Origin of the sequence: Corynebacterium sp. MSK073, assembly GCF_030232085.1 — a bacterium.
Lineage (GTDB): Bacteria > Actinomycetota > Actinomycetes > Mycobacteriales > Mycobacteriaceae > Corynebacterium.
Genome location: NZ_JASPIY010000005.1, coordinates 133271 through 154696, shown reverse-complemented (window position 1 = coordinate 154696; position 21426 = coordinate 133271). Strand labels below are relative to the sequence as shown.

At 61.8% G+C, this 21426-nt stretch carries 17 protein-coding genes; 4 read left to right on the top strand and 13 right to left on the bottom strand.

From position 1 onward, the window contains the following. Position 1 precedes the first annotated feature (1 nt). The 3 genes from QP970_RS05095 to QP970_RS05085 all read right to left on the bottom strand — a co-directional run bounded on the left by QP970_RS05095 (position 2) and on the right by QP970_RS05085 (position 2968). The gene (locus tag QP970_RS05095) at positions 2-1858 is read right to left on the bottom strand and encodes an ATP-binding cassette domain-containing protein (protein ID WP_284869749.1); all 1857 of its coding nucleotides are present in this window, start codon (positions 1856-1858) and stop codon (positions 2-4) included. Between the two features lie 3 nt (positions 1859-1861). After that, positions 1862-2623 carry a molybdate ABC transporter substrate-binding protein gene (modA, locus tag QP970_RS05090; RefSeq protein ID WP_239267784.1) on the bottom strand — a complete coding sequence of 254 codons (762 nt, stop codon included), beginning with the start codon at positions 2621-2623 and terminating at the stop codon, positions 1862-1864. 84 nt (positions 2624-2707) lie between these two features. Continuing rightward, the gene (locus tag QP970_RS05085; RefSeq protein ID WP_239267782.1) at positions 2708-2968 is read right to left on the bottom strand and encodes a DUF2249 domain-containing protein; all 261 of its coding nucleotides are present in this window, start codon (positions 2966-2968) and stop codon (positions 2708-2710) included. A 70-nt stretch (positions 2969-3038) separates the two neighbouring features. Between QP970_RS05085 and QP970_RS05080 the strand changes: the two genes are divergently transcribed. From QP970_RS05080 to QP970_RS05070, 3 genes are read left to right on the top strand one after another with little or no spacing between them, the layout of a single operon-like run. After that, complete coding sequence (locus tag QP970_RS05080; protein ID WP_239267780.1) at positions 3039-4115, top strand: DUF8744 domain-containing protein; 1077 nt, start codon at positions 3039-3041, stop codon at positions 4113-4115. Beyond that, positions 4105-5304: a beta-carotene 15,15'-monooxygenase gene (locus tag QP970_RS05075; protein WP_284869748.1), complete on the top strand. Its 1200-nt coding sequence runs from the start codon at positions 4105-4107 to the stop codon at positions 5302-5304. The genes QP970_RS05080 and QP970_RS05075 overlap by 11 nt, the downstream gene beginning before the upstream one ends. Further along, positions 5305-6687: a multicopper oxidase domain-containing protein gene (locus tag QP970_RS05070; protein ID WP_239267776.1), complete on the top strand. Its 1383-nt coding sequence runs from the start codon at positions 5305-5307 to the stop codon at positions 6685-6687. It begins immediately after the preceding gene. 403 nt (positions 6688-7090) lie between these two features. Here the strand turns inward: QP970_RS05070 and narI are convergent, their stop codons facing one another. From narI to QP970_RS05045, 5 genes are read right to left on the bottom strand one after another with little or no spacing between them, the layout of a single operon-like run. After that, positions 7091-7870: a respiratory nitrate reductase subunit gamma gene (gene narI / locus QP970_RS05065; RefSeq protein ID WP_005280178.1), complete on the bottom strand. Its 780-nt coding sequence runs from the start codon at positions 7868-7870 to the stop codon at positions 7091-7093. Positions 7871-7880: 10 nt separating this feature from the next. Next, the gene (narJ, locus tag QP970_RS05060; protein WP_005280179.1) at positions 7881-8708 is read right to left on the bottom strand and encodes a nitrate reductase molybdenum cofactor assembly chaperone; all 828 of its coding nucleotides are present in this window, start codon (positions 8706-8708) and stop codon (positions 7881-7883) included. Positions 8709-8715: 7 nt separating this feature from the next. Beyond that, entirely contained in the window at positions 8716-10308 is a 1593-nt protein-coding gene (narH, locus tag QP970_RS05055; protein WP_126318814.1) for a nitrate reductase subunit beta, read from the bottom strand. Then, positions 10308-14045, bottom strand: a complete 3738-nt coding sequence (locus QP970_RS05050; RefSeq protein WP_239267774.1) for a nitrate reductase subunit alpha — start codon at positions 14043-14045, stop codon at positions 10308-10310. The genes narH and QP970_RS05050 overlap by 1 nt, the downstream gene beginning before the upstream one ends. Before the next feature lie 19 nt (positions 14046-14064). Continuing rightward, positions 14065-15390: a nitrate/nitrite transporter gene (locus QP970_RS05045; protein WP_239267773.1), complete on the bottom strand. Its 1326-nt coding sequence runs from the start codon at positions 15388-15390 to the stop codon at positions 14065-14067. 228 nt (positions 15391-15618) lie between these two features. On the opposite strand from QP970_RS05045, the gene QP970_RS05040 reads away from it, so the two are divergent. Further along, positions 15619-16098, top strand: coding sequence for a molybdopterin-binding protein (locus QP970_RS05040; protein WP_239267771.1), 480 nt, complete (start codon positions 15619-15621; stop codon positions 16096-16098). Between the two features lie 63 nt (positions 16099-16161). Here QP970_RS05040 and mobA read toward each other — a convergent pair whose 3' ends face one another. The 5 genes from mobA to QP970_RS05015 all read right to left on the bottom strand — a co-directional run bounded on the left by mobA (position 16162) and on the right by QP970_RS05015 (position 21413). Then, complete coding sequence (gene mobA, locus QP970_RS05035; protein WP_239267769.1) at positions 16162-16737, bottom strand: molybdenum cofactor guanylyltransferase; 576 nt, start codon at positions 16735-16737, stop codon at positions 16162-16164. Further along, positions 16737-17216, bottom strand: a complete 480-nt coding sequence (gene moaC / locus QP970_RS05030) for a cyclic pyranopterin monophosphate synthase MoaC (protein WP_239267767.1) — start codon at positions 17214-17216, stop codon at positions 16737-16739. The genes mobA and moaC overlap by 1 nt, the downstream gene beginning before the upstream one ends. Before the next feature lie 15 nt (positions 17217-17231). Beyond that, on the bottom strand, positions 17232-18437 hold the full coding sequence (locus tag QP970_RS05025; protein ID WP_239267766.1) for a molybdopterin molybdotransferase MoeA: 1206 nt from the start codon (positions 18435-18437) through the stop codon (positions 17232-17234). An 11-nt stretch (positions 18438-18448) separates the two neighbouring features. After that, on the bottom strand, positions 18449-19564 hold the full coding sequence (gene moaA / locus QP970_RS05020; RefSeq protein ID WP_239267764.1) for a GTP 3',8-cyclase MoaA: 1116 nt from the start codon (positions 19562-19564) through the stop codon (positions 18449-18451). A gap of 61 nt (positions 19565-19625) precedes the next feature. Beyond that, the gene (locus tag QP970_RS05015; protein WP_284869747.1) at positions 19626-21413 is read right to left on the bottom strand and encodes a long-chain fatty-acid--CoA ligase; all 1788 of its coding nucleotides are present in this window, start codon (positions 21411-21413) and stop codon (positions 19626-19628) included. Positions 21414-21426 lie beyond the last annotated feature (13 nt).

Sequence of the window (21426 nt, the reverse complement as noted above, 5' to 3'; positions counted from 1 at the left end):
ATTAACTTCGTATCTCTGGGTGCTGATGAGGGGCTTGATTAACAGAAATCTTATCTTTAGCCACGCTATAGGATACGGTATTTCCTGTATCAATGCCTAAAGCCGTCTGCCTACTGACCGGCACGGTAATGGTGTGTCCGCCCATATCCAGGCTCAGCCGGGCACCCGCCATGCTGGCCGCTTCCACCGCGATGACCTTGGTAGACCAGTGATTGACCCCGGTAGAGGCTTCAGAGGTAAGGTGCATGTCGCTTGGCTTAAACGTGACCACTACCTTATCGCCGGCGCGGAGATCGCTCGCGTCACCGGTGATGGTTGTGCTCCCGCAAGAGACGATGGTCTCGGTAGCGGTGGCGGCTTTGACGGTACCTTCTACGCGGTTGAGCCCGGCGATGGAAGCCACGAAGCCGGTGGGCGGGACATCGAGTAAATCCGCAGCCGAGCCGTGGGCGATGACGTTGCCGGAATTCATGACCACCATGTCATCGGCAAGCCCAGCAATATCCAGCGCATTATGGGTCACCAGCAGCGTGGTCCGGTCGCGGCGGGTGGCGCGCAGGAAGCGGCGCCACTTGCTGGCGGATTCCACGTCGATGGCCGCCAAGGGCTCATCTAGAATCAGGATGGCGGGCCGCGCGGCGAGCGCGCGGACGAAGGCGACTTGGGCGGCTTGGCCGCCGGAAAGGGCTGGCACGGGGACATCGTTAAGCTCACGCAAGCCCGCAGCCTCCAGCAACTGCGTGGCGCGCTGCTTATCGCGGGTGACCATCGCGATGGCTTGGTTGGCGGTAGCCTGCGGCGGCAGGCCGGGGCGCTGGGTCAGCAGGACGATGTCATCCTGGTTGGCGCTAATCTCCGCGCCGGTCAGACGCCCGGCGATGCGGCTCATCAGCGTGGTTTTGCCCGATCCATTGGAACCGACGATGGTGGTGATCGCGCGCGGAGTAAATTCAGTCGTCTCCCCATCCGCCGTGACGGATAGGGCAGGGGCATTATCCGGGGCGGTCAGGGCGCGGAGTTTCTCGTAGTCCATGCTGTGCAGCTCGCGGGCCTGCGCCTGATAGGAATGCTGGAGGAGCGAGGGCAGCCCGGCGAGGGCGAGGCAGACAATCGCCATCGCGATGAGGACGGCGGAGAGCACGTAGGCGCCATCGGTATCGACCTCGCGCTCCAAGTAAATGCCGAGCGGCATCGTGCGGGTCACGCCCGGCTGGGAGCCCGCGAAGGTCAGCGTGGTGCCGAACTCGCCGAGGGACCGGGCAAAGGCAAGGCCGGCGCCGGTGGCCAAGGCAGGGGCGATGGAGGGGATGGTGATTTTGCGCAGTACCTCCCAGCGGGAAAGGCCTATGCTGGCGGCAGAGGCCAAAATCTCCTGATCCAATTGGCGCAGGGCGGAATCGACCGCCACCACGACGAAGGGCAAGGCGACGAAGCACTGCGCGGCGATGACGCCCGGGAAAGCAAAAGCAAAATGGAAGTCGATGGCGTCAAGAAGCGGGGACAAATAGCCCCGGCGGCCAATGGCGGCGGTCAGCGCCAAACCGCCCACGACGGGTGGCATGGCCAGGGGCAAATAGATGAATAGGCGGATAACGCCGCTGCCCCGGCCAAGCTGTTGGACCCATAAGGCAAGACCGGTCCCCAGTACCATCGCCAGCAGCATTGATTGGAATGCCGCGGTGAAGGACAGCTTGAGCATGTCCCAAATTTCCGGTTTGGCGAGGTATTCGCCGATGCGGTCCCACGGTACGCGCAGACCCAGCGAGGCTACGGGAACGAGGATAACAACGACCGCGATGAGGCCGATAAGGCCGATAACGAGGGGAGACTGAAGGCGAATGGGCTGGGGAGGGGTCATTGATTAATCTGCTGGGTTAAAGCCGTACTCTTCCCAGGTCTTATCAAAGTCATCGGCCAACAGGTCGAGGACCTTTTGTGCCTCTTCTGGGTGCTCAGCCTCGGCGGAGACTGCGCCCAGGATCTGGTTGGCAAACTTATCAGCATCCGGGATCTCGATGACCTCTACATCATCGCCAGCGGCCGCGGCGTCGGTGGAGTAGACCCAGCCGGCATTGGCCTCACCGGAGACGACTTTGCCCAAAACGTCAGCGACCTGCTGCTCCTGGGAGGCGGGCTTTACGTCCAGGTCGTTTTCTTCGATGATCTGGGAAGAGATATCGCCGCAGGGAACCTGCGGGTCACAGATGACGAAGCGGTCTTCGTTCTGCAGATCCTCGATGGAGTGGATATTGCCCGGGTTGCCCTTCGGTACGACCATCACCATGACGTTGGTGGCAAGCACCTTCGGGTCCTTCACAGTTCCGTCATTGATTGCCTTGTCCATGGTCTTTTTGGACGCGGTAAGCAGCAGGTCCGCAGGAGCGCCCTCGCTCAGCTTATTGACCAAGTCAGAAGAGCCGCCATTTTGGAACTCGAGGTCAACCGGGGTGTCGAGCTCGGAAGCGCGCTTTTCTAGTTCGTCGTTGATGACGCGGGTGGATGATGCAGCCAAGAGGTTCAAGCTGGTCTGCTCTGCATCGGAGGTGGTGGAGGTATCGGGAGAGCAGGCGGAGAGCGCCAAGCCGGTCGCAGCAACGGCGGCTGCGGCAAATTTCTTATTCATAGTGAATGCTCCGTGTTATGTAGGCAACAGGGTATAAGAGATGGAGTTATCAGCACATAGCGTATCGACTTGCAAGGAAACACGTTACGAAATTCGCGTGAACTTGATGTGATAGTCGTTTTCTTCTTCCTTGAGGTACGACAGCTCAAATTTCTCCGCGCGCTCTTCTACTTCCTTGAGCAGCGGCAGCGGGTTGTGCGGGGCGATGAGGACCATGGCTTGGCCCACGTTCAGCGTACCCAAAGCGCCGTGGATGGCGCCGTGGCGCACGGCGTGGGGGATTTCGGTGGCGTTGAGCGTGGGGATGGAGTTCTGCTGGGAGGAATCGGTGATGGGAAGTTCCATGGCGAGGATCATCCTTTCGGAGGTGGGGCGAGGGTTTTACCTTGCCACCAATATTAGTACGATTAAAGCCGTGATAAATAATAGGCTCGCGCACCGCTTCTTCTTCCTTGCCTGCGCGGGGCTGTCCTTGCTGGTTGGGCTCGCCGCCGGGGCATCCCTGCTCGGCGTGGGATTTTCGTCGGCAGCCTCCGTCGCCGCCGATCACGGCCCGCTGATGGTCTTTGGCTTTGTCGGCGGCGCCATTGGGCTAGAGCGCGCCGTCGCCGTGCGCACGCGGTGGGCCTGGGCAGGACCCATCTTCCACGTAGCCGGTTTCGTGGGCATCGTGGCAGGCTTACCGCGGCAGGTCCCGGCCTTGTGCTTCGCCGCCGGCTTCATCGTGCTGGGGTTGATCTATGCCACCATCCACCGGCGCCAGCCGGCCCTGCCCATCATTGTGCAGGCCACCGGCGTCATCGGTGGGGTAGCAGCGGCACTGCTGTGGGCCATGGAGCCGGCCTTTTCTACGGCGATGCCGCTGTGCGTGCTCTACGTGGTAGCGACGATCATCGGCGAGCGCATGGAGCTTGCCCGCATCACCATGGCCGGCACCCAGGCGGAAAAGCGCATTACCCTGTGGGTTTTGGGGTTGGCGGCGCTCAGCGTGGTCTATATCCTTTCCCCGGCCGTGGGCTACCGCGCGATGGGTGCGGCGCTTATCGGCGTTGCGGTTTCTACCGTGCGCGTGGATGTGGCGAAGAACCTAGTGCGCTCGCGCGGGCTGCCGCGCTATTCCGCAGCCTGCATGCTCGCCGGGTATTTTTGGCTGGCCCTGGGCGGATATTTCTGGCTGCTTTATGGCGAAAGCTCGGGCTTTGCCTACGACGCCTCGGTGCACGCCATCTTTTTAGGCTTTGTCATGTCCATGATTTTTGCCCATGCCCCCATCATCATTACCTCCGTCATCCGCCGCCACTTGCCCTACCATCCGGTGCTTTTTCTCCCCGTAGCGGTCCTGCACGGCGGGCTGGCGCTGCGCATTCTTGCCGATGTCGCCCGCCACACCGTTGCCTACCAGGTAGGTGGCCTGACCACCATCGCCGCCGTCTTGGTATTCCTCGCCTGCGGCATTACGTTGACGGTGAAGGAGGCCCACCGTGCGCATTAATGACATCTCCCTGGCCGCCCGCAGCCGCTGGCATATCCTTACCGCCGCGCTTATCGGCGCGTGGGTACTCATCGGCATCGGCATCAACGTGGCGGGCCACCTGGGCGCCCCCGTGGTGTGGTGGGAACTCATCCACCCGCTGACCATTGGCGCGCTGACCACCGCCATCATCGTATTTTCCACCCATTTCACCGAGGCGCTCACCCGCACCGCCAATAATGGTTACCGCGGCGTGGGCGCGCGCGTGGCGCTCATCCAGGTGGGCCTCATCCTGCTCATGATCGATCGCGCGGGCTATGACTGGGGCCTGCTTGCCGATGCCGCCTCCCTCCTCATCATCGCCGCCCTTGCCTGGCAGCTCGTATTCACCTATACGCGTTTGCGCGGCTCGCTTTCCGGATCCTTTGCGGTGACGGTGCCGTTTTATGCGGCCGCATCCATCTTCATGATCGCCTCCGTGGTGCTCGTGATCTTAAGCGGCAATGGCGTGGGTAACTATTCCTTCCTAGTGGCAGCGCACTCGCGCGGCATGGTCTGGGGGTTTGCGTGGCTGACCATCGTGGGCACCATCGTGACGCTGCTTCCCACCTTGTCTAATACCGCGATTTCGCCCACCGCGCGGATGCGGTGCACACGCGGGCTCATCGTCCACTGCACCGGGCTAATACTGGCCATGGTCTGTGGCGCGGTGGGGTGGACGCGCGCGGCGGGCATCGCCCAGCTGCTTGTCGTGCTAGCTGCAATTATGATCATCCAACCGGTACTGGCCACTGTGCTGGGGTGCAACCCCCGGCTCACCACAGCATCGGTATCCGTTATCGCAGGACTGCTGTGGATGGTGGCCCTGTGCGCCGGCGATGCCGTCGCCGCAGCGCTCGGCGCTTACCCGCGCGTCATCACGCTGTTTGTGGTTCCGGCCTTCATCGGCGGCGGCATTTTGCAGCTGGTCACCGGCGTCTTGCACCATCTCTTGCCCACGCTGGTGGGAGGCGGTCCTGCCAAGGTGCACCACGGCCGGGATACCGCGGACCGCGCCGGTTTTGCCCGACTCGTCCTCATCAACCTCGGCGCCCTGCTGAGCCTTGTCAACGCCCTTTCTGCTGGGCTTATCCTCATGGGGATAGGCTTAGCATTAAACGTGCTTGCCGTGGGACGCGCCGTCTACCAACAACAGAATCTGGAGAATTAAATGCTTAGTGTTTCTTCCCCACAGCCACAGGATAAGCCGCCGGAGTCCGGTAACTCCCAATGGGCCTCGTGGTTACTTATCGGTATCGCGCTGGCCGCGGTGATCGCGCTCGCCCTAGTCAATACCATCTCTAAGGACTCTCAACCGGCGGGCTCTGTTGCCGAAGGTGAAACCCACACCATTGACGTAGAAGTCGATGGTATGGCCTTCGTCCCCAACCACGTTGATATCGATCCCGGCACCCACTTGGTGGTTAACTTCACCAATACCGGGGACCAAGTCCACGATCTAAAGATTGGTGATGCCGAAACCGGCCGCGTCGATCCCGGCGATACCGTGCAGCTCGATGCCGGTGTCATCGAATCCAGCATCGAAGGCTACTGCACCATTGCCGGTCACCGCCTGCAAGGTATGACCTTTGACGTCAACGTGGACGATTCCGCGCCAAGCACCGGCGGGCACGATCACCACCACGCCGTGGCAGGGGCATCCAACCCGCACGTTGATGTTCCGAGCGCCGCCGAACTCGGTGCCTCCCGCGAAGGTTTTAGCGCCTATGACGCCTCCCTGGCGCCGGCGGCTAATACCACCACGCACGAAGAAACCTGGTCGATGACCGAGGAAATCGTTGAGGTAGCCCCAGGAGTTAAGCAGATGCAATGGCTTTTTAATGGCCAGGCGCCAGGGCCGACGCTGCGCGGCAAGGTGGGCGATAAGTTCAAGATCACCATCAAGAACGAGGGCAGCATGGCCCATTCCATCGACTTCCACGCCGGTGAGGTCAACCCGGATGAAAACATGAAGTCCATCCAGCCCGGGGAAGAACTAACCTACGAATTCACCGCGAATCGCTCCGGCATTTGGATGTATCACTGCTCAACCGCCCCGATGTCCCTGCACATCGCCAACGGCATGGCCGGTAACGTCATCATCGATCCACCAGATCTCAAGGACGTAGATGCCGAGTACAACTTCATCGCCAACGATGTATTCCTCGGTGAGGAAAAGACCGGCGCCGACGCCCAGCGCGTGGCCGATGGCGACTTCGACCTCATGGCCTTTAATTACTACCCCAGCCAGTACGACGTCGACCCCATCAAGGCCAAGGTGGGCGATACCGTCCGGTTGTGGATCCTGAACGTGGGCCCCGATCAGCCGCTTAGCTTCCACGTGGTGGGCGAGCAATTCGATACTGCCTATAAGGAAGGTGCTTACCTCATCAAGGACGAGGATAAGACCGGTTCGCAAGCCCTCGACCTGCTCCCCGCACAAGGCGGGTTCGTGGAGATGACCTTCAACGAGCCTGGAACGTATTCCTTTGTCAACCACATCATGACTAACGCGGAAAAGGGACAGCACGGCAAGTTCGTCGTCACCGAATAAAGCGGCCTTAGTTCCCCGCCCTTCGTTCCCGCGCACTTCGTTCCCCCGCCCTTGGCGCTCACCAGGGCACTGTAGAGAGATAGATCCACCTCTCCTCGTGAGCGCAAAGGGCGGGGGTCCTTTGATCGCAGCCTCCCCCTTGGCGCTCACAGGGCGGAAGTATCTACGGCCGCGCCGCTTTCCTCGTGAGCGCGAAGGGTGCGGGGGTTGATCGGCACCTTCCCTTGGCGCTCACCGGGTGGTGATTTCACGGCCGCGCCGCTTTGCCGGTGAGCGCGAAGGGCGAGTGGGGGCGCGGGGTGGGCGCGTGGGTAGCGTCGGAGTAGATTCAGACATAAGGAAACCGCCGCGGGCCATCCAAATACTGGACGACGCGCGGTGGTGAAAAGGACCGAGGAACTACCTAGGCACCGTGGCCAGGGGTTTCTCCCTCCAATTGCTTCCGGTTGGAGCGGATAGGCTCCCACGCGGTATTGGAGCGCATCGGGGTGGTGCGTTCATCGCGGGAGCGGTACACCACGTAGGGGCGGGTGACGTAGCCAACCGGTGCCGAGAATGCGTGGACGAGGCGGGTAAAGGGCCATACTGCGATGATGGTGAAACCGCAGAGGACGTGGACCTTAAATTGCCACGGGGCGCTGGCCATGAGGTCGGGCTGAATGTTGAAAATCAACAGCTGGCGCAGCCATGGGGAAATGGTCTCGCGGTAGTCGTATCCGCCGGTGCCAGCGAGGTCAAAAAGCTGCAGGGTAAAGGTGGCAAACGAGCCCGATACCAGCGCGAGGCCGAGCAGCGCGTACATGACCTTGTCCGAGGTGGAGGTGGACAAGAATACGGAGCGGTTCTTTAGCCTGCGGTACAGCAATCCGGCAAAGCCCAGCAGGACCGCCAGTGCGGCGATGGAGCCGGGGATGGTGGCCAGGAGGTGGTAGGCGTGGTCGCTGATGCCAACGGCCTGGGTCCAGGACTTGGGGAATGCCAAGCCCATCAGGTGGCCGATGACCACGAAAACCATGCCCCAGTGGAAGAGCGGCGAGGATAAACGCAGCAGCTTGGATTCATAGATTTGGGAGGAGTGGGTGGTCCAGCCGAATTGGTCGGATCGCCACCGCCAGAAGATGCCCACGAAGAATGCCGCGATGGCTAACCACGGGAAGGCACCCCAGAGGAAGTTATCAAACATGATGTGGCTCCTAGACGAGGTCTGGTTGGGTAGTGGGGAAGGGAAGGTCTGCAATGCCGACCATCTCGGCGGGTGGGCCGGTGCGGATGAGATCGACGTACTTTTGCGCGGTATCAGAATCGACTTCTGGAAGGGCCTTGCACAGCGCCACGATCAAGCTGACGTACGGCGAGCGCTCGTGGGCGAGGGCCGCGCGCAGCACCTCGATTCCCTCGCGGTAGCTGGCTACCAATTCGACGGCGCGCTCGTGCGTGTCCCCCTCGCTCATGGCGAGGGCTTCGAGGACGACGCAGAGGTGATCGGGTAGTTCTTCATCCGAAATTTCGAAGCCGAGCGATTCCAATTGCTGGCGGAAGGACAAGATGGCCATTCCGCGCTGGCGGGTATCGCCGACGGCGAAGTAGGACAGGTACAGCGCGCAGCGGCGGCGTTGATCAAAGGTCTCGACGTAGTGCTCTTCCAAGCCGCGCGGGCCGATACTGCGGGCCCATTCGGCGAAGTTGATGAAGTCGGTGGCAATGGCCAGCGGCAGGTCATCTACCTGGTCTTCGACCACGGAGAGGCGGTCAAAGATGTCTTCGCCTGGGTAATTAAGCAGCACGGACACGGCCATGGCGACTATCCGCCGCTGGTCTTCGGTGACCTCGACAGGCGTGACGAATTCGCGCGGGACTTGACCGGTGTGGGTGCGCAGCGTCTTTTCGACGTCCTTGGCACCGCCCATGGAACCGATGCCGGCGGGAGTTCCGAACCCGGCCACGGGGGCATCGGCACCCTGCGGGGCAGATTGCCGCTGCAGGGATTCCTGGCGCTTGCGGAGTTTATCGAAGATATTCACGGCTAACCTACTTCCGCGGCGGGAACATGGCATCGGGGCGGTCGCCGCTCCAGGAGAGCAGCGAGACCTTACCTTGCGGTTCGGCGCCGTGGGTGCAAGCTTCGGGCGCGCCCATGCCAAGGTCGTGGAAGACGTCCTCGGAGGCCTTGGCCGGGTCCACATCGCCGAACGGATCCAAATCGGTAATGCCGCGCGGGGATTCCGGCGAGGCGGTGGGGATAACGTAGCGGTCATCGTATTTAGCGATGGACAACAGGCGGTACATGCCTTCCATATCCCTGCCCGTCATGCCGACTGCCTGGGCGATTTCCTCCTGCGGCTCGTTGCCCAGGTTGATATCGCGCATATACGAACGCATGGCGACGAGCCGGCGCAGCGACTTTTCCACCGGGACGGTATCGCCGGCGGTAAATAGGCCCGCCAAGTATTCCAGCGGAATGCGCATATTCGATAGCGCCGAGAAAAGGATCTTGTGGTCCTCACCGTCGTTGCCGGTTGCGGTCACCTTGTCAACGATGGGCGACAGCGGCGGGATGTACCAGACCATCGGCAGCGTGCGGTACTCCGGGTGGAGCGGCAGAGCGACGCCGTACTTGAAGATGAGGTCGTAGATCGGCGACTGCTGCGCGGCATCGATCCAGGAGTGCGGGATGCCCTCCGCCTGGGCCGCGCGGACTACCTCTGGGTCGTGGGGGTCGAGCATGATCGACTTTTGTGCCTCGAAAAGGTCCTGCTCATTCTCGGTGGAGGCGGCCTCGGCGACGCGGTCGGCATCGTAGAGGATAACGCCCAAGTAGCGTAGGCGGCCCACGCAGGTCTCGGAGCACACCGTGGGCTGGCCCACCTCGAGGCGCGGGTAGCACAGCGTGCACTTTTCGGCCTTACCGGTCTTGTGGTTGAAGTAGACCTTCTTATACGGGCAACCGGATACGCACATGCGCCAGCCGCGGCAGCGGTCCTGGTCCACCAAGACGATGCCGTCTTCGGTGCGCTTGTACATCGCACCGGAGGGGCAGGAGGATACGCAGGTCGGGTTCATGCAGTGCTCGCAAATGCGCGGCAGGTAGAACATGAACGAGTCCTCGATTTCCTTCTTGACCTCGAGGTTCATGTTGTGGAGAACGGGGTCATCGTCAAGCGTGGCAGTAGAGCCACCCAGGTTATCGTCCCAGTTGGAGGACCATTCAATCTTGCCGATGTCCCGTCCGTCGATCTGGGAGACCGGCTTGGCGGTCGGCTGGGTCTTCTGGCCCGCCTCGGCGCCCATCAGGTCCTCGTACTGGTAGGTCCAGGGCTCGTAGTAATCCTGGATGGTGGGCAGGTTGGGGTTGTGGAAGAGGGTAGCCAGTTTCTTGAGGCGCCCGCCGGCCTTGGGCTTGATCTTGCCGGACGCCGTGCGCTCCCAGCCGCCCTTCCACTTTTCCTGGTCTTCCCAGGTGCGCGGGTAGCCGAGGCCGGGGCGGGTTTCGACGTTATTGAACCAGATGTACTCGGTGCCTTCGCGGTTGGTCCATGCCTGTTTACAGGTAACTGAACAGGTGTGGCAGCCAATGCACTTGTCCAAGTTCATGATCATGGAGATTTGGGCCATGACTTTCATTAGTAGGATACCTCCTGGGAACGGCGGCGAACGCGGGTGACTTCATCGCGGTTATTACCGGTAGGGCCGATGTAGTTGAAGTGGTAGGTCAGCTGGCCATAGCCGCCAGCGATGTGCACCGGTTTGATGGAAATGCGGGTCAGCGAGTTGTGCGTGCCGCCGCGGCGGCCGGTGTGCTCGTTGATAGGTGTGCCCACGGTGCGCTCCTGTGCGTGGTTGCACAGCATGGTTCCCTCCGGAATGCGGTGGGAAACAATGGCGCGGGCGGAGACGACGCCGTTGCGGTTATATACCTCGACCCAGTCATTGTCCGTCACGCCGATTTTCTCGGCGTCCTTATTGGACATCCAGACCACCTGGCCACCGCGCGAGATGGAGAGCACGTGCAGGTTGTCAAAGTACTGCGAATGGATGGACCACTTATTGTGCGTGGTCAAGTAACGCAGGGTGACCTCGGCCTCGCCCCGGTCATTGGTCAATTCCGTGCCCGGCGCGAATTCGCCGTGCATGTGGACGTGGTCGAGCGGTGGGCGGAAGATCGGCAGCGCTTCGCCGTAGTCCATGAACCAGTCGTGGTCGATGTAGTACTGCATACGGCCGGTCAGCGTGTGCCAGGGCTTGTCGAACTCGACGTTGATGGAAAAGGCGGTGTAGCGGCGCTTATTGCGCTTATCGGCGGTCCACTCCGGGGAGGTGATGACCTCCTTCGGGCGTTCCTTGATGTCGTCCCACGTGATGCGTACGTCTTCATCGGGAGCGCCCAGCGGGGTGAGATCCTTGCCGGTGCGCGAGGATAGGAACTCAAAGCCTTGCTTGGCTAGCTCGCCGTTGGAGACACCGGAAAGGTGCAGGATGGCGTCGATGACCTTGGTGTCCTTGGATAGGTCCACCAGCTCGCCCATCGAGGTCTCCGTGGTGCCACAGATAAGCTCGAGCTCTTTGACCTGCTTTTCCACGTTGAACTTGGTGCCGTGCACGCCGGTGCCGGCCTTGGCGGGAAGCGGGCCCAGGTGGGCCCACTTTTCGTAGACCTTGGTGTAATCGCGCTCGACCACATGCAGCTTCGGCATCGTGACCCCAGGGATAAGGCCCTGTTCTTCGGGGTCGGGGACGATGCCATTGGGCATGCCGAGCTCGTCTGGGCTGTCGTGGTGGCTCGGCTGGGTAATGACATCGCGTTGCACGCCAAGCCACTTGGTGGCTTTATCAGAGAGTGCCGCGGCCAGGTCCCGGAAGACCTCATAGTCCGAGCGTGCCTCCCACGGCGGGTTAATCGCCGCGTTAAACGAGTGCAGGTACGGGTGCATGTCGGTAGAGGACATATCGTGCTTTTCGTACCAGGTAGCGGCCGGGAAGATGAGATCCGAGACCAGCGTGGTGGAGGTATTGCGGAAGTCCGTGGTCATCATCAGATCCAACTTGCCCTCCGGTGCCTCATCCACCCACTTAATGCTGCGTGGGCGGTCTTCGGGGGCTAGTTCTTCCGCGGTGGCGTCCGAGTCGATGCCCAGCAGGTGGCGCAGGAAGAACTCGGTGCCCTTGGCGGACGAGCCGAGCAGGTTGGTGCGCCAGTTGAGCAGGATGCGCGGCCAGTTCTCCTCGGCAGACGGGTTGTCATAGGAGAATTCCAGGCGGCCGTTTTCTAGCTCTTGGACCACGTAGTCGTTGATGTCCATGCCGGCCTCATCGGCTTCATCGGCAAGGAAGAGGGAGTTGCGGTTGAACTGCGGGTAGGCCGGCATCCAGCCACGGCGCATGGATTCTGCCATGGTATCGGAGACCATCTTGTCCCCAATGGAACCGTGGCTAGCAAGCGGCGATCCCAAGTGGGAGGCGCGCGAATTATCGTAGCGATACTGCTCGGTGGCGAAGTAGTAGAAGCCGGTGGAAATCATGTGGCGCGGCGGGCGCTGCCAGTCGGCGGCCATGGCCCACTGGGTCCAGCCGTTGATCGGGCGAAGTTTTTCCTGGCCCACGTAGTGCGCCCAACCGCCGCCATTGACGCCCTGGGTACCGCACATGGAGGTCAGTGCCAAGAAGGTGCGGTAGATATTATCGGCGTGGAAGTAGTGGTTGACGCCAGCGCCCATGATGATCTGCGAACGGCCCTTAGAATCCGCGGCGTTTTGCGCGAATTCGCGGCCGATGCGGATAGCGGTATCGGCGGCCACGCCTGTGAGCTCTTCCTGCCAGGCGGGGGTGCCGACTTCGCTGGAATCGTGGAAGTCCTTCGGCCAGCTACCCGGCAGGTGGAGATCCTCGCGGTTGACGCCGTAGTGGGCGAGCATGATGTCGAAGACGGTGGTAACCAGCTTGCCGTCGACCTCGCGGACTGGCACGCCGCGGTGGACGATGCCCGCGCCAATGGGCTTATCGGTTCCCACGTCCTCTGGGTTGGTATCCAGGTCGAAGCGCGGGAAGAGCACCTCGGCGGTATCAAAGCTATCGGTTTCTGCGATGGACATGACCGGATCGGCGTTATCTAGCGCCAGGTTCCACTTGGCGCTTTCGTTATCCCAGCGGTCTGCCACGGTGCCGCCTGGGTCAACGATGCACCCGTCTTCCTCCATCACCAGGCCACGGTGGGTGGCGTTGGGGGAGGAATTCAAGGTGGCATCGGCAAGCTGCGAGGCGGTGAGGAACTTGCCCGGGGTGTAGGTGCCGTCGCCGCGGTCTTCCAGGGATACCAGGAAGGGTGAGTCGGTGTATTTGCGCATGTAGTTCAGGAAGTACGGTTCCTGGCGGTCTACGTGGAAGGTCTTCAAGATCACGTGGCCCATGGCAAAGGCGAGGGCGGCATCCGTGCCCGGCTCGATGCGAGCCCACTCATCGGCGAACTTGGTGTTATCGGCAAAGTCGGGCGAGACCACGACGACCTTGGTGCCCTTGTAGCGCGATTCCACCATGAAGTGGGCGTCCGGGGTACGGGTGACCGGGATATTCGAGCCCCACATCATGAGGTAGGAAGAGTTGTACCAGTCGCCGGATTCGGGGACGTCGGTCTGGTCGCCGAAGGTCTGCGGCGATGCCGGGGGCAGGTCGGCGTACCAGTCGTAGAAGGAGAGCGCGACGCCGCCGATGGTCTGCAGGAAGCGCATGCCCGCGCCATAGGAGATCTGGGACATGGCCGGGATCACGGTAAAGCCGTTGATGCGGTCCGGCCCGTACTTGCGGATGGTGTAGACGTGCGCGGCCGAGGCGATATCGATGGCCTCTTCATAAGAGATGCGGATAAGCCCGCCCTTGCCGCGCTGGGAGATATACGCCTTGCGCTTTTCTGGGTCCTCCTGGATGGCGCGCCATGCCAGGACGGAATCGCCGTGCTTTGCCTTTTCCTCGCGGAACATATCCACCAGCACGCCGCGGGCATACGGGTAGCGCACGCGGGTAGGAGAGTAGGTGTACCAGGAAAAGGAGGCGCCGCGCGGGCAGCCGCGGGGCTCGTATTCCGGCATGTCATTGCCGGTGGTGGGGTAATCCACCGCCTGGGACTCCCAGGTGATGACGCCGTCTTTGACGTAAACCTTCCACGAGCATGAACCGGTGCAGTTCACGCCGTGGGTGGAGCGCACCATCTTGTCGAAGGCCCAGCGGTTGCGGTAGAAGACGTCTGCCTGGCGGCCGCCCTTTAAGAAAAGCTGCTGACCAGAATCGGTAGCTTCGCCTTTGCGCAGGTAGGCACCGAGCTTAAAGAGTGGATTTGAGTTGCCTTTTTCGGGCGCGAAGTATGCAGTCATGGGGAATGAAAGCTCCTAATTATCCGGGGAAAGGGGCGTTGGGGCGGGCGTAGTAGATCCACACCAGCACGGTGGTGATGGCGAAGTAGACGGCGCAGCCCCAGAAGAACGTCGGTGCAGACATCATGGAGAGCAAGACACCCGCGACAAACGGGCCGAAGGCGCCGATGGCACCGGTCCAACCGATGACACCGCCTGCTTGGCGCTTGGGCAAAATCATGGGCATCTGCTTAAACGTGCCGGCATTGCCCAGGCCAGTGAAGAAGAAGAAAATGAGCATGGTGCCCAGGAACCACCAGACCTCATCCGGCTCGTCCGGGGTGAGGAAGAAGGTGGCCACGACGGTAAAGATGGTCATGCCCAGGCAGCCAATGAAGGTCCAGATGGCGCCGCCGAACTTATCGCACAGCGGGCCCCACAGCGCGCGGACGAGCGCGCCGATGAGTGGTCCCAGGAAGGCGTAGCTCGCGCCGGCAGGGAGGTTATCGTAGGTGCCGGCAAATTCGGAGCCTTCGCCGAAAATCTGGTTAATAAGCAGCGCGGTTTGCGCCGCGAAGCCGGAAAATGCGCCAAAGGTCATGAAGTAGACGACGGTAAGAATCCAGGTGTTCTTATTGCCAAAGATGTCCATCTGTTGGCGGAAATTCGCCTTCACGGGAACGTCCTTGAGCAGGGTCCACGCGAGGAATGCGCCGACGATGGCCCACGGCACCAGGAAGATGGCGGGGTTGTGGACAAAGATTTCGCCGTCATCGGTGCGCTGCGGGGCGACAAAGCCCACGCCCAGCAGGGTAAAGCCCATGAGCCATGGGGCGACCAGCTGGATAAAGGAGATACCGAAGTTACCGATGCCGGCCTGGATACCCAGCGCGGTACCGGACAGGCGTTTGGGGAAGAAGTAACCGGTCGAGGGCATGAATCCGGAGAACACGCCGCCACCGATGCCGGAGAGGAAGGCGAGGGTCAGCAGCCACCAGTATGGGGTGGAGGAGTCTTGCACCGCGAAGAACCAACCCAGCATGGGGATGATAAATAGCAGCGACGAGCTGAAGACGAGCTTGCGCGTGCCCAGGATGGGCGGCAAGAACATGAAGATGAGGCGGAAGATACCGCAGGCCAATCCGGGGATGGCGGTCAGCCAGTAGAGCTGGCTGCGGGATAAGTCGAAACCGATCTGGTTCAACTGTGGGGCAATTGCCGATACGAGGTACCAGGTGGCAAAGCCAATGATAAGGACAAATGTGGAGATCCACAGCGTGCGCCAGGCAATTTTAGAGTCCCAGTGGTCAGAATCTTCTGGATCCCAACCTTGGATGACTTTGCCTGAGGTATCAAGAGCAGTCATGATTTCCTCACAGGTAGTAGGTCGTTCGACTCCTCAATTTACCGGCGACTATGCTCGAACAGGTAAATAAAAACGGTAAAATCCGTATCTAACTACGGCATACAAATGTTGCGTAATTCTTGATCGATTCCGATATCGCAGGTTAGCCCCATGTCCCAAGTGTGTTGGTATCGAAAACTGAATAATGTGATATTAACCACACTCCACAATGGGAAAGGAATGAGACTTATGCCCCAAAGGAAGGCACAGATAATCGTCAGCTCGGACCGCATTTTGTCCGGGGAAAAACCGAACCGCGCCGGGGAGAAAGCGGCAGAAATCCTGCGCACCCACGACATCGATGTCGCGCCACCGAGCATCGTGCCGGAGGGCTATACGCCAGTCGACGACGCGCTGCGCACCGCCGTGGATACCGGCACCGATATCGTCGTGGTCATCGGCGGCACTGGCATCGGGGCGACGAACCTGACCCCAGAGGTCACCGAGCGCTATATCAAGGCCCGCCTCTACGGCCTGGAGACCCAGGTGCTCCTGCGCGGGCTCGGGTCCTCGCCCAAGGCGGGCCTCTCCCGCGGGATCATTGGCATGACCGACCACGGCGGCGGCAGCCTCATCATCAATTGCGCCTCATCCACCGGCGCCGTCGCAGATGCCCTTGGGGTTATTGCGCCGCTGCTTGCCGATGTCTTCCGCTCCCGCGGCGAATAATCTCTCTCACCCCTCCCCGTAACCCGCCCTTCGCGCTCACGGGGTGGGTGGAGTGTGGCTAGATTAGCCGCGCCGGTGAGCGCGAAGGGCGGGGTGTGGCGGAATGGCCTGCAATTCGGCAGGGGTATCGTAATCGCGCTCGGCGCCGGTGCCGGCCACCTCGACGAAATCGGCGCCGCGGATAAGCCTGCGCACGGAGACATTGCGGGTCGACTCCAGCGCGCCCAAGCGCTCAAAGAGCGCAGCGGTATGCCACAACGAACACAGCGGTTGTAAGTACCCATCCGCGGCGCGGGTAATCGCGGCACCGGCGGTGGGCGCGGCGTTTAAGGCGTTATCAAGGCATGGCAGCAGCTGTGGGGAATCGGGCGCATCCACCGCGAAGAGCGCCAGGCGGTCGCACTGGGAGAGTGCGCGCGCCCCGGTCTCGATGCCGGCGACGGGGCCGCCGAAAAGTGGGGACTCGCACACCTGCGGCAGGCCGAGGTAATACGGGGAGATAACAATAGACGGCATGCCATAGGGAAGCTGGTGCCGCAGGCGATCCACCAGGCGCAGGCCAAAGGCGCGCACCTGTGCCTTATCGGCCCCGCCCATGCGGCGCGATTGCCCGCCGGCCAGAATGATCGCGCCGTCCATTAAGCCTCCGGGAGGGTCCTAGACCAATCGCCGGAGCGGCCGCCCGATTTCGCCACGATGCCGCACCGGCGGATAAAGGCGGAGCGATCAACGCCCTTGACCATGTCAATGAGCGCTAAGGCGGCAACGTTGACCGCGGTCAGCGCCTCCATTTCCACGCCGGTGCGGTCGGCGGTGCGCACGGTGGCGGTGATCTTCACGTGGGTATCGGCAAGCTCAAGATCTACCGCGCAGCCGTGCACGCCAATGGTGTGGGCGAGTGGCAGGAGTTCTGGAACCTTCTTTGCCGCGGAAATGCCGGCGATGCGCGCGACCGCCAGCACGTCGCCCTTGGGTACGGTGCCCTCGCGCAGCGCGGTCATGACCTCCGGGGAACAGGCGACCTCGCCCTCGGCGGTGGCGGTGCGCACGGTTGGCTGCTTCTCGGTCACATCGACCATGTAGGCGGTGCCGGCGGAATTGAGGTGGGTAAACTCCATAGAAAATTCTCCTCTTTAATACAGATAGACGGTGGTCTCTTCGCCCGCGGCGGGGGCAGGTCCATCGATGATGCAATACCCATTCGTACCTGCCAGCGAGACCACCCGGTGGCTGCCGCGGCTTAACGCGCCAGTAATCCTGGGTTTTCCCGCAAAGCTGACGGTGACCGGAACGATACAGGGGCGCGTGTGTGCAGGTGGCAGCGGTACCGCGACCTCCGCGCGCAGTTGGACGGCCTCCCGCGGGTGCGGCTGGCCCGATAAGGCGGCGATAAGCGGGCGGGCATAGAGCTGGAAACCGACGAACGCCGCCACCGGATTGCCCGGCAGCGAGAGCACCGGAACGCCCCGCCACGTGCCGATGCCCTGCGGCGCGCCCGGCCGCTGATGAACGTGCCCGAACCACGAATCATCGCCCGTGCCCAGCACCCCGTGCACCACGTCAAAGGCGCCGGTCGATACCCCGCCGGAGGTAATGATGAGATCGTGGGATTCGGTGAGCTCATCAAGCAGCCGGGATAACTCCGCGGGGTCGTCGCCGACGTGGGAGTAGGACTCCGTGTAGGCAAGGGAGGCGAGCATCGGTCCATTGGAATCCGGCAGGCGCCCTGGGGAAAGCTCGTCCGGATACGGGGATAGCTCATTGCCGGAAGAAATCACCGCGATGCGCGGGCGCCGGTAAGCCTCCACGGAATAGATTCCGGTGGAAATAAGCGCTGCGATCACGGCGGCATTCGCGGTGATCCCAGCCGTAGCAACGATGATGCCTGGCTGTATATCTTCGCCTGCGGTGCGGATATGCGATTTTGTGGGCGCGGCGGTGATGGTGACCTCGCTCGGCAACTGTGTGGGCCCAGGCGGGACGGTGGTGTCTTCTACTGGGACGACGATTAAGCCAGTGGCATCACCCACCGGCGCGCCGGTCATGATGCGAACGGCCTGGCCGGCGGGAACTTCTTGGGCGGTAGCCCCAGCGGGGACATCGCCTGCTACCGGCAGCGTCCACGGGCCTGGGCCCGTGCCCGAAATATCAGTGGCGCGGACGAGGAAGCCATCCATCGCGGAATTGGCAAACGGCGGGACGGGAAAACGCGCGGTGGCATCCTCCGCCAATACCCGGCCGCGCAGCGCTGGGCCCACGGGAACGGACTCTGCGCGCGGGGCCGGCGCCAGCGCCAGAACCGCGGAAAGGTGCTCAGAAATGGAACGCGATGCGGACATAAATTATTAGATTAGCCGCCAATGGCAGACATGGGACGATCCGGCTGCAAAAAGCCTTCATCATCAATGCCGTGGCCCGGTTTCTTCGTCCACATTTCCCCGGCCCATGCCTCCATCAACTCCTCATCGCTGGCGCCGGAGCGCATGAGATCCCGCAATTGGGTTTCGGAATTGCCAAAGAGGCAGTTGCGCACGGCGCCATCGGTGGTAAGCCGGGTGCGGTCGCAGTCGCCACAGAAGGGATGGGTCACGGAGGCGATAATGCCCAGCTTGCCGACGGTGCCATCGGGGGCGATAGTATCCCATAACGCGGCCGGGGCCGATCCGCGCGGCTCACGCGCAGGGCGCATGGAAAAGTGGTCTTGGAGCCTGAGCAAAATATCATCGGCGGTGACCATGTCTTCGCGGCGCCATTTTTCGCGCGGGCCGAGTGGCATCTGCTCGATAAAGCGCAGCTGGGCACCCTGGTGCAGGGCATAGTCCGCCAGCGGGACGATATCTTCCTCATTGACGCCGGGCATGACCACGGCATTGATCTTGACGGGATTTAATCCGGCATCCGCTGCGGCGGCGATGGCCTCGAGCACGTGGGATAGGCGGTCTCGGCGGGTGAGTGCGGCATAGCGCTGAGGATCGATGGTATCCAGCGAGATATTGATGCGGTCGAGCCCAGCGTCAGCGAGCTTTGCAGCGCGCTTTTCCAAGCCCAACCCATTGGTGGTCAGTGCCGTGGACGGTGCGATGCCTTCATCCGTTGTGAGTTCCTTGGTGGCGGCGATGATATCCGCCAAGGATTTGCGCAGCAGCGGTTCGCCGCCGGTAAAGCGCACCTGGCGGATGCCGAGCTTTTCCACGCCGAGGCGGATAAGCCGGATGATTTCATCATCGGACAGCGTTTGCTGCGTGGGCATCCACTCTAAGCCTTCGGCCGGCATGCAGTACGTGCAGCGCAGGTTGCAGCGATCCGTAAGCGACACGCGCAGGTCGCGGGCCCTGCGGCCGTAGCGATCAACCAAGGCGCGGGTGCCGTCGCTTGCGGCGGCAGGTAAGTCCTCCGGCGGCTGCGACCGGCCCACGGTGGGCAGGGGCAGGGAGACCGCTGAAGAAGAAGGCGTTGGTGAAGTCATTGCTGCCAGTTTAAGAGTGGGGAACAAGGTACACCAAGCTACAACGCCACCTGGCCGGGGATTATTCCTCGTTTTCCCGGTTAAAATCGCTTTCGTCGATATCGTCAAGGCGCTGGGCTTCACCCGGGCCCTTGAGGCGGATGATGTTGTAATCGCCTTCGGCCAAGTGGGCGCGCAAATCCTTCTTATCGAACTTGCCCACTGACGTCTTATCGATGGATTTTACGAAGGTCCAGTACTCCGGCAGCATCCAGCTGGGCAATTCCTTGCGCAGGCTCTGGCGCAACTTTTCGGCGGTCTCGATGGTGGGCGAGGCCTGCTCGCCCAAGACGGTGACGGCAAGGGGGCGTTCCACCCATTGCTTATCGGGGTAGCCGATCACCGCGGCCTCCACCACATCGGAATTGGCCATGATGAGGTTTTCCAGCTGCACCGAGTAGATCCACTCGCCGCCGGAGCGGATGACATCGCGGGCGCGGTCCTCAACGGTGAGGAAGCCGTCCTTCGTCACGGAACCGACATCGCCGGTGCGCAACCAGCCATCCGCGGTGAACTTGGATTCCGCGGCCTCGACCGGCTTGCCGCGAAACTCGGAAGCCACCTCGCCCGGCTCGGCGGTGGGAGAATGATAATAAGAACCGGTCACGAGGTTGCCGCGCACCTGGAGCTCACCGGCATTTCGGTCGGTCTTGGATACCACTTGGCCATCATTGACCACGCGGTACTGCAGCGATGCGGCAATCTTGCCCTGGGAGATGCGATATGCCCAGCGGGTATCGCCGGAGGCACCCTGCGGCGGGCGGGCGACGCTGCCGACCGTCGAGGTTTCGACCATGCCCCAGACGTGGACGACGTCGACACCGTAATGCTCCTCCCACATCTTGATAAGCTGCGGCGGCACAGGTGAGCCGCCGGCGTAAATTTCCGTCAGCGTCATGCGCTCAGGCGGATTGTGCATGTAGTGCACGAAGAGCTGGATCCAGATGGTGGGCACGCCGTGGGCCACGCGGGGCGACGTGGCCGCGATGACCTTGGCAAGGGTGGGGGCGGAGACATCGGCATCGGGAAGCACGAGCGGGGTACCCGTCATGAAACAGGTAAAGGGAACGCCCCAGCTCAGCACGTGATAGATGGGAATGCAGCACAGGAAGGTCTCACCGTGGGTAATGCACAGCGAATCCGAGGAACGCAGCTGCATGGCCTCGAGGTAGAGCGAGCGGTGGGAGTATAAAACGCCCTTCGGCGCGCCGGTGGTGCCGGTGGAATAGCACAGTGCGGCGGCGGTGCGTTCATCGAGCTCGGGCCAATCGTAGATGGTGGAGCGGCCATCCAGCAGCGCCTCGTAGGAATAAAACTCGATGCCGCGCGGGAAATGATGGGCAAAGCGCTGCGGCGATTGGGAGCCGGTAAAAATAACCGAATGCACGGAAGGCGCGCCGTTTAAAACCGTGCCCAACTGCGGGGCGAGCCGGGGATCGCACACGATGACGGAGACCTCAGCGTGGCTAATGATGTGCCGGATCTGGTCATTCATCAGCTGCTTATTCAGTGGGGTGAAAACCGCACCCTTGCAGGCGGAACCAAACATGACCTCGAGGTGTTCGGCGCAATTCCACATAAAGCTGCCCACCCGCTGATCGCCGGTAATACCGAGGTCATCGTGCAAAACATGGGCAAAGGCGGCCGCGCGGGCGGCGATATCGCGGAAGGTGACCTTTTCTGCGGGGCCAAACTCGGATCCGGTGCCCTCGCCGTGCCAGGTGGTAACAGTGGTATTGCCGTGCACTGACGCGCCGTATTCCAAAATACGGGTTAGAGACAGGGGAATATCCATCATCGTGGAAAGCATGCTTCCACTGTAG

Coding starts and splice junctions, on each gene's coding strand:
- QP970_RS05095 (WP_284869749.1), bottom strand. CDS start 1,858: ATGACCCCTCCCCAGCCCATTCGCCTTCAGTCTCCCCTCGTTATCGGC.
- narH (WP_126318814.1), bottom strand. CDS start 10,308: ATGAAAGTCATGGCCCAAATCTCCATGATCATGAACTTGGACAAGTGC.
- QP970_RS05025 (WP_239267766.1), bottom strand. CDS start 18,437: ATGTCCGCATCGCGTTCCATTTCTGAGCACCTTTCCGCGGTTCTGGCG.
- narI (WP_005280178.1), bottom strand. CDS start 7,870: ATGTTTGATAACTTCCTCTGGGGTGCCTTCCCGTGGTTAGCCATCGCG.
- QP970_RS05070 (WP_239267776.1), top strand. CDS start 5,305: ATGCTTAGTGTTTCTTCCCCACAGCCACAGGATAAGCCGCCGGAGTCC.
- moaC (WP_239267767.1), bottom strand. CDS start 17,216: ATGGAGTTTACCCACCTCAATTCCGCCGGCACCGCCTACATGGTCGAT.
- mobA (WP_239267769.1), bottom strand. CDS start 16,737: ATGGACGGCGCGATCATTCTGGCCGGCGGGCAATCGCGCCGCATGGGC.
- moaA (WP_239267764.1), bottom strand. CDS start 19,564: ATGACTTCACCAACGCCTTCTTCTTCAGCGGTCTCCCTGCCCCTGCCC.
- QP970_RS05045 (WP_239267773.1), bottom strand. CDS start 15,390: ATGACTGCTCTTGATACCTCAGGCAAAGTCATCCAAGGTTGGGATCCA.
- QP970_RS05050 (WP_239267774.1), bottom strand. CDS start 14,045: ATGACTGCATACTTCGCGCCCGAAAAAGGCAACTCAAATCCACTCTTT.
- modA (WP_239267784.1), bottom strand. CDS start 2,623: ATGAATAAGAAATTTGCCGCAGCCGCCGTTGCTGCGACCGGCTTGGCG.
- QP970_RS05040 (WP_239267771.1), top strand. CDS start 15,619: ATGCCCCAAAGGAAGGCACAGATAATCGTCAGCTCGGACCGCATTTTG.
- QP970_RS05015 (WP_284869747.1), bottom strand. CDS start 21,413: ATGCTTTCCACGATGATGGATATTCCCCTGTCTCTAACCCGTATTTTG.
- QP970_RS05085 (WP_239267782.1), bottom strand. CDS start 2,968: ATGGAACTTCCCATCACCGATTCCTCCCAGCAGAACTCCATCCCCACG.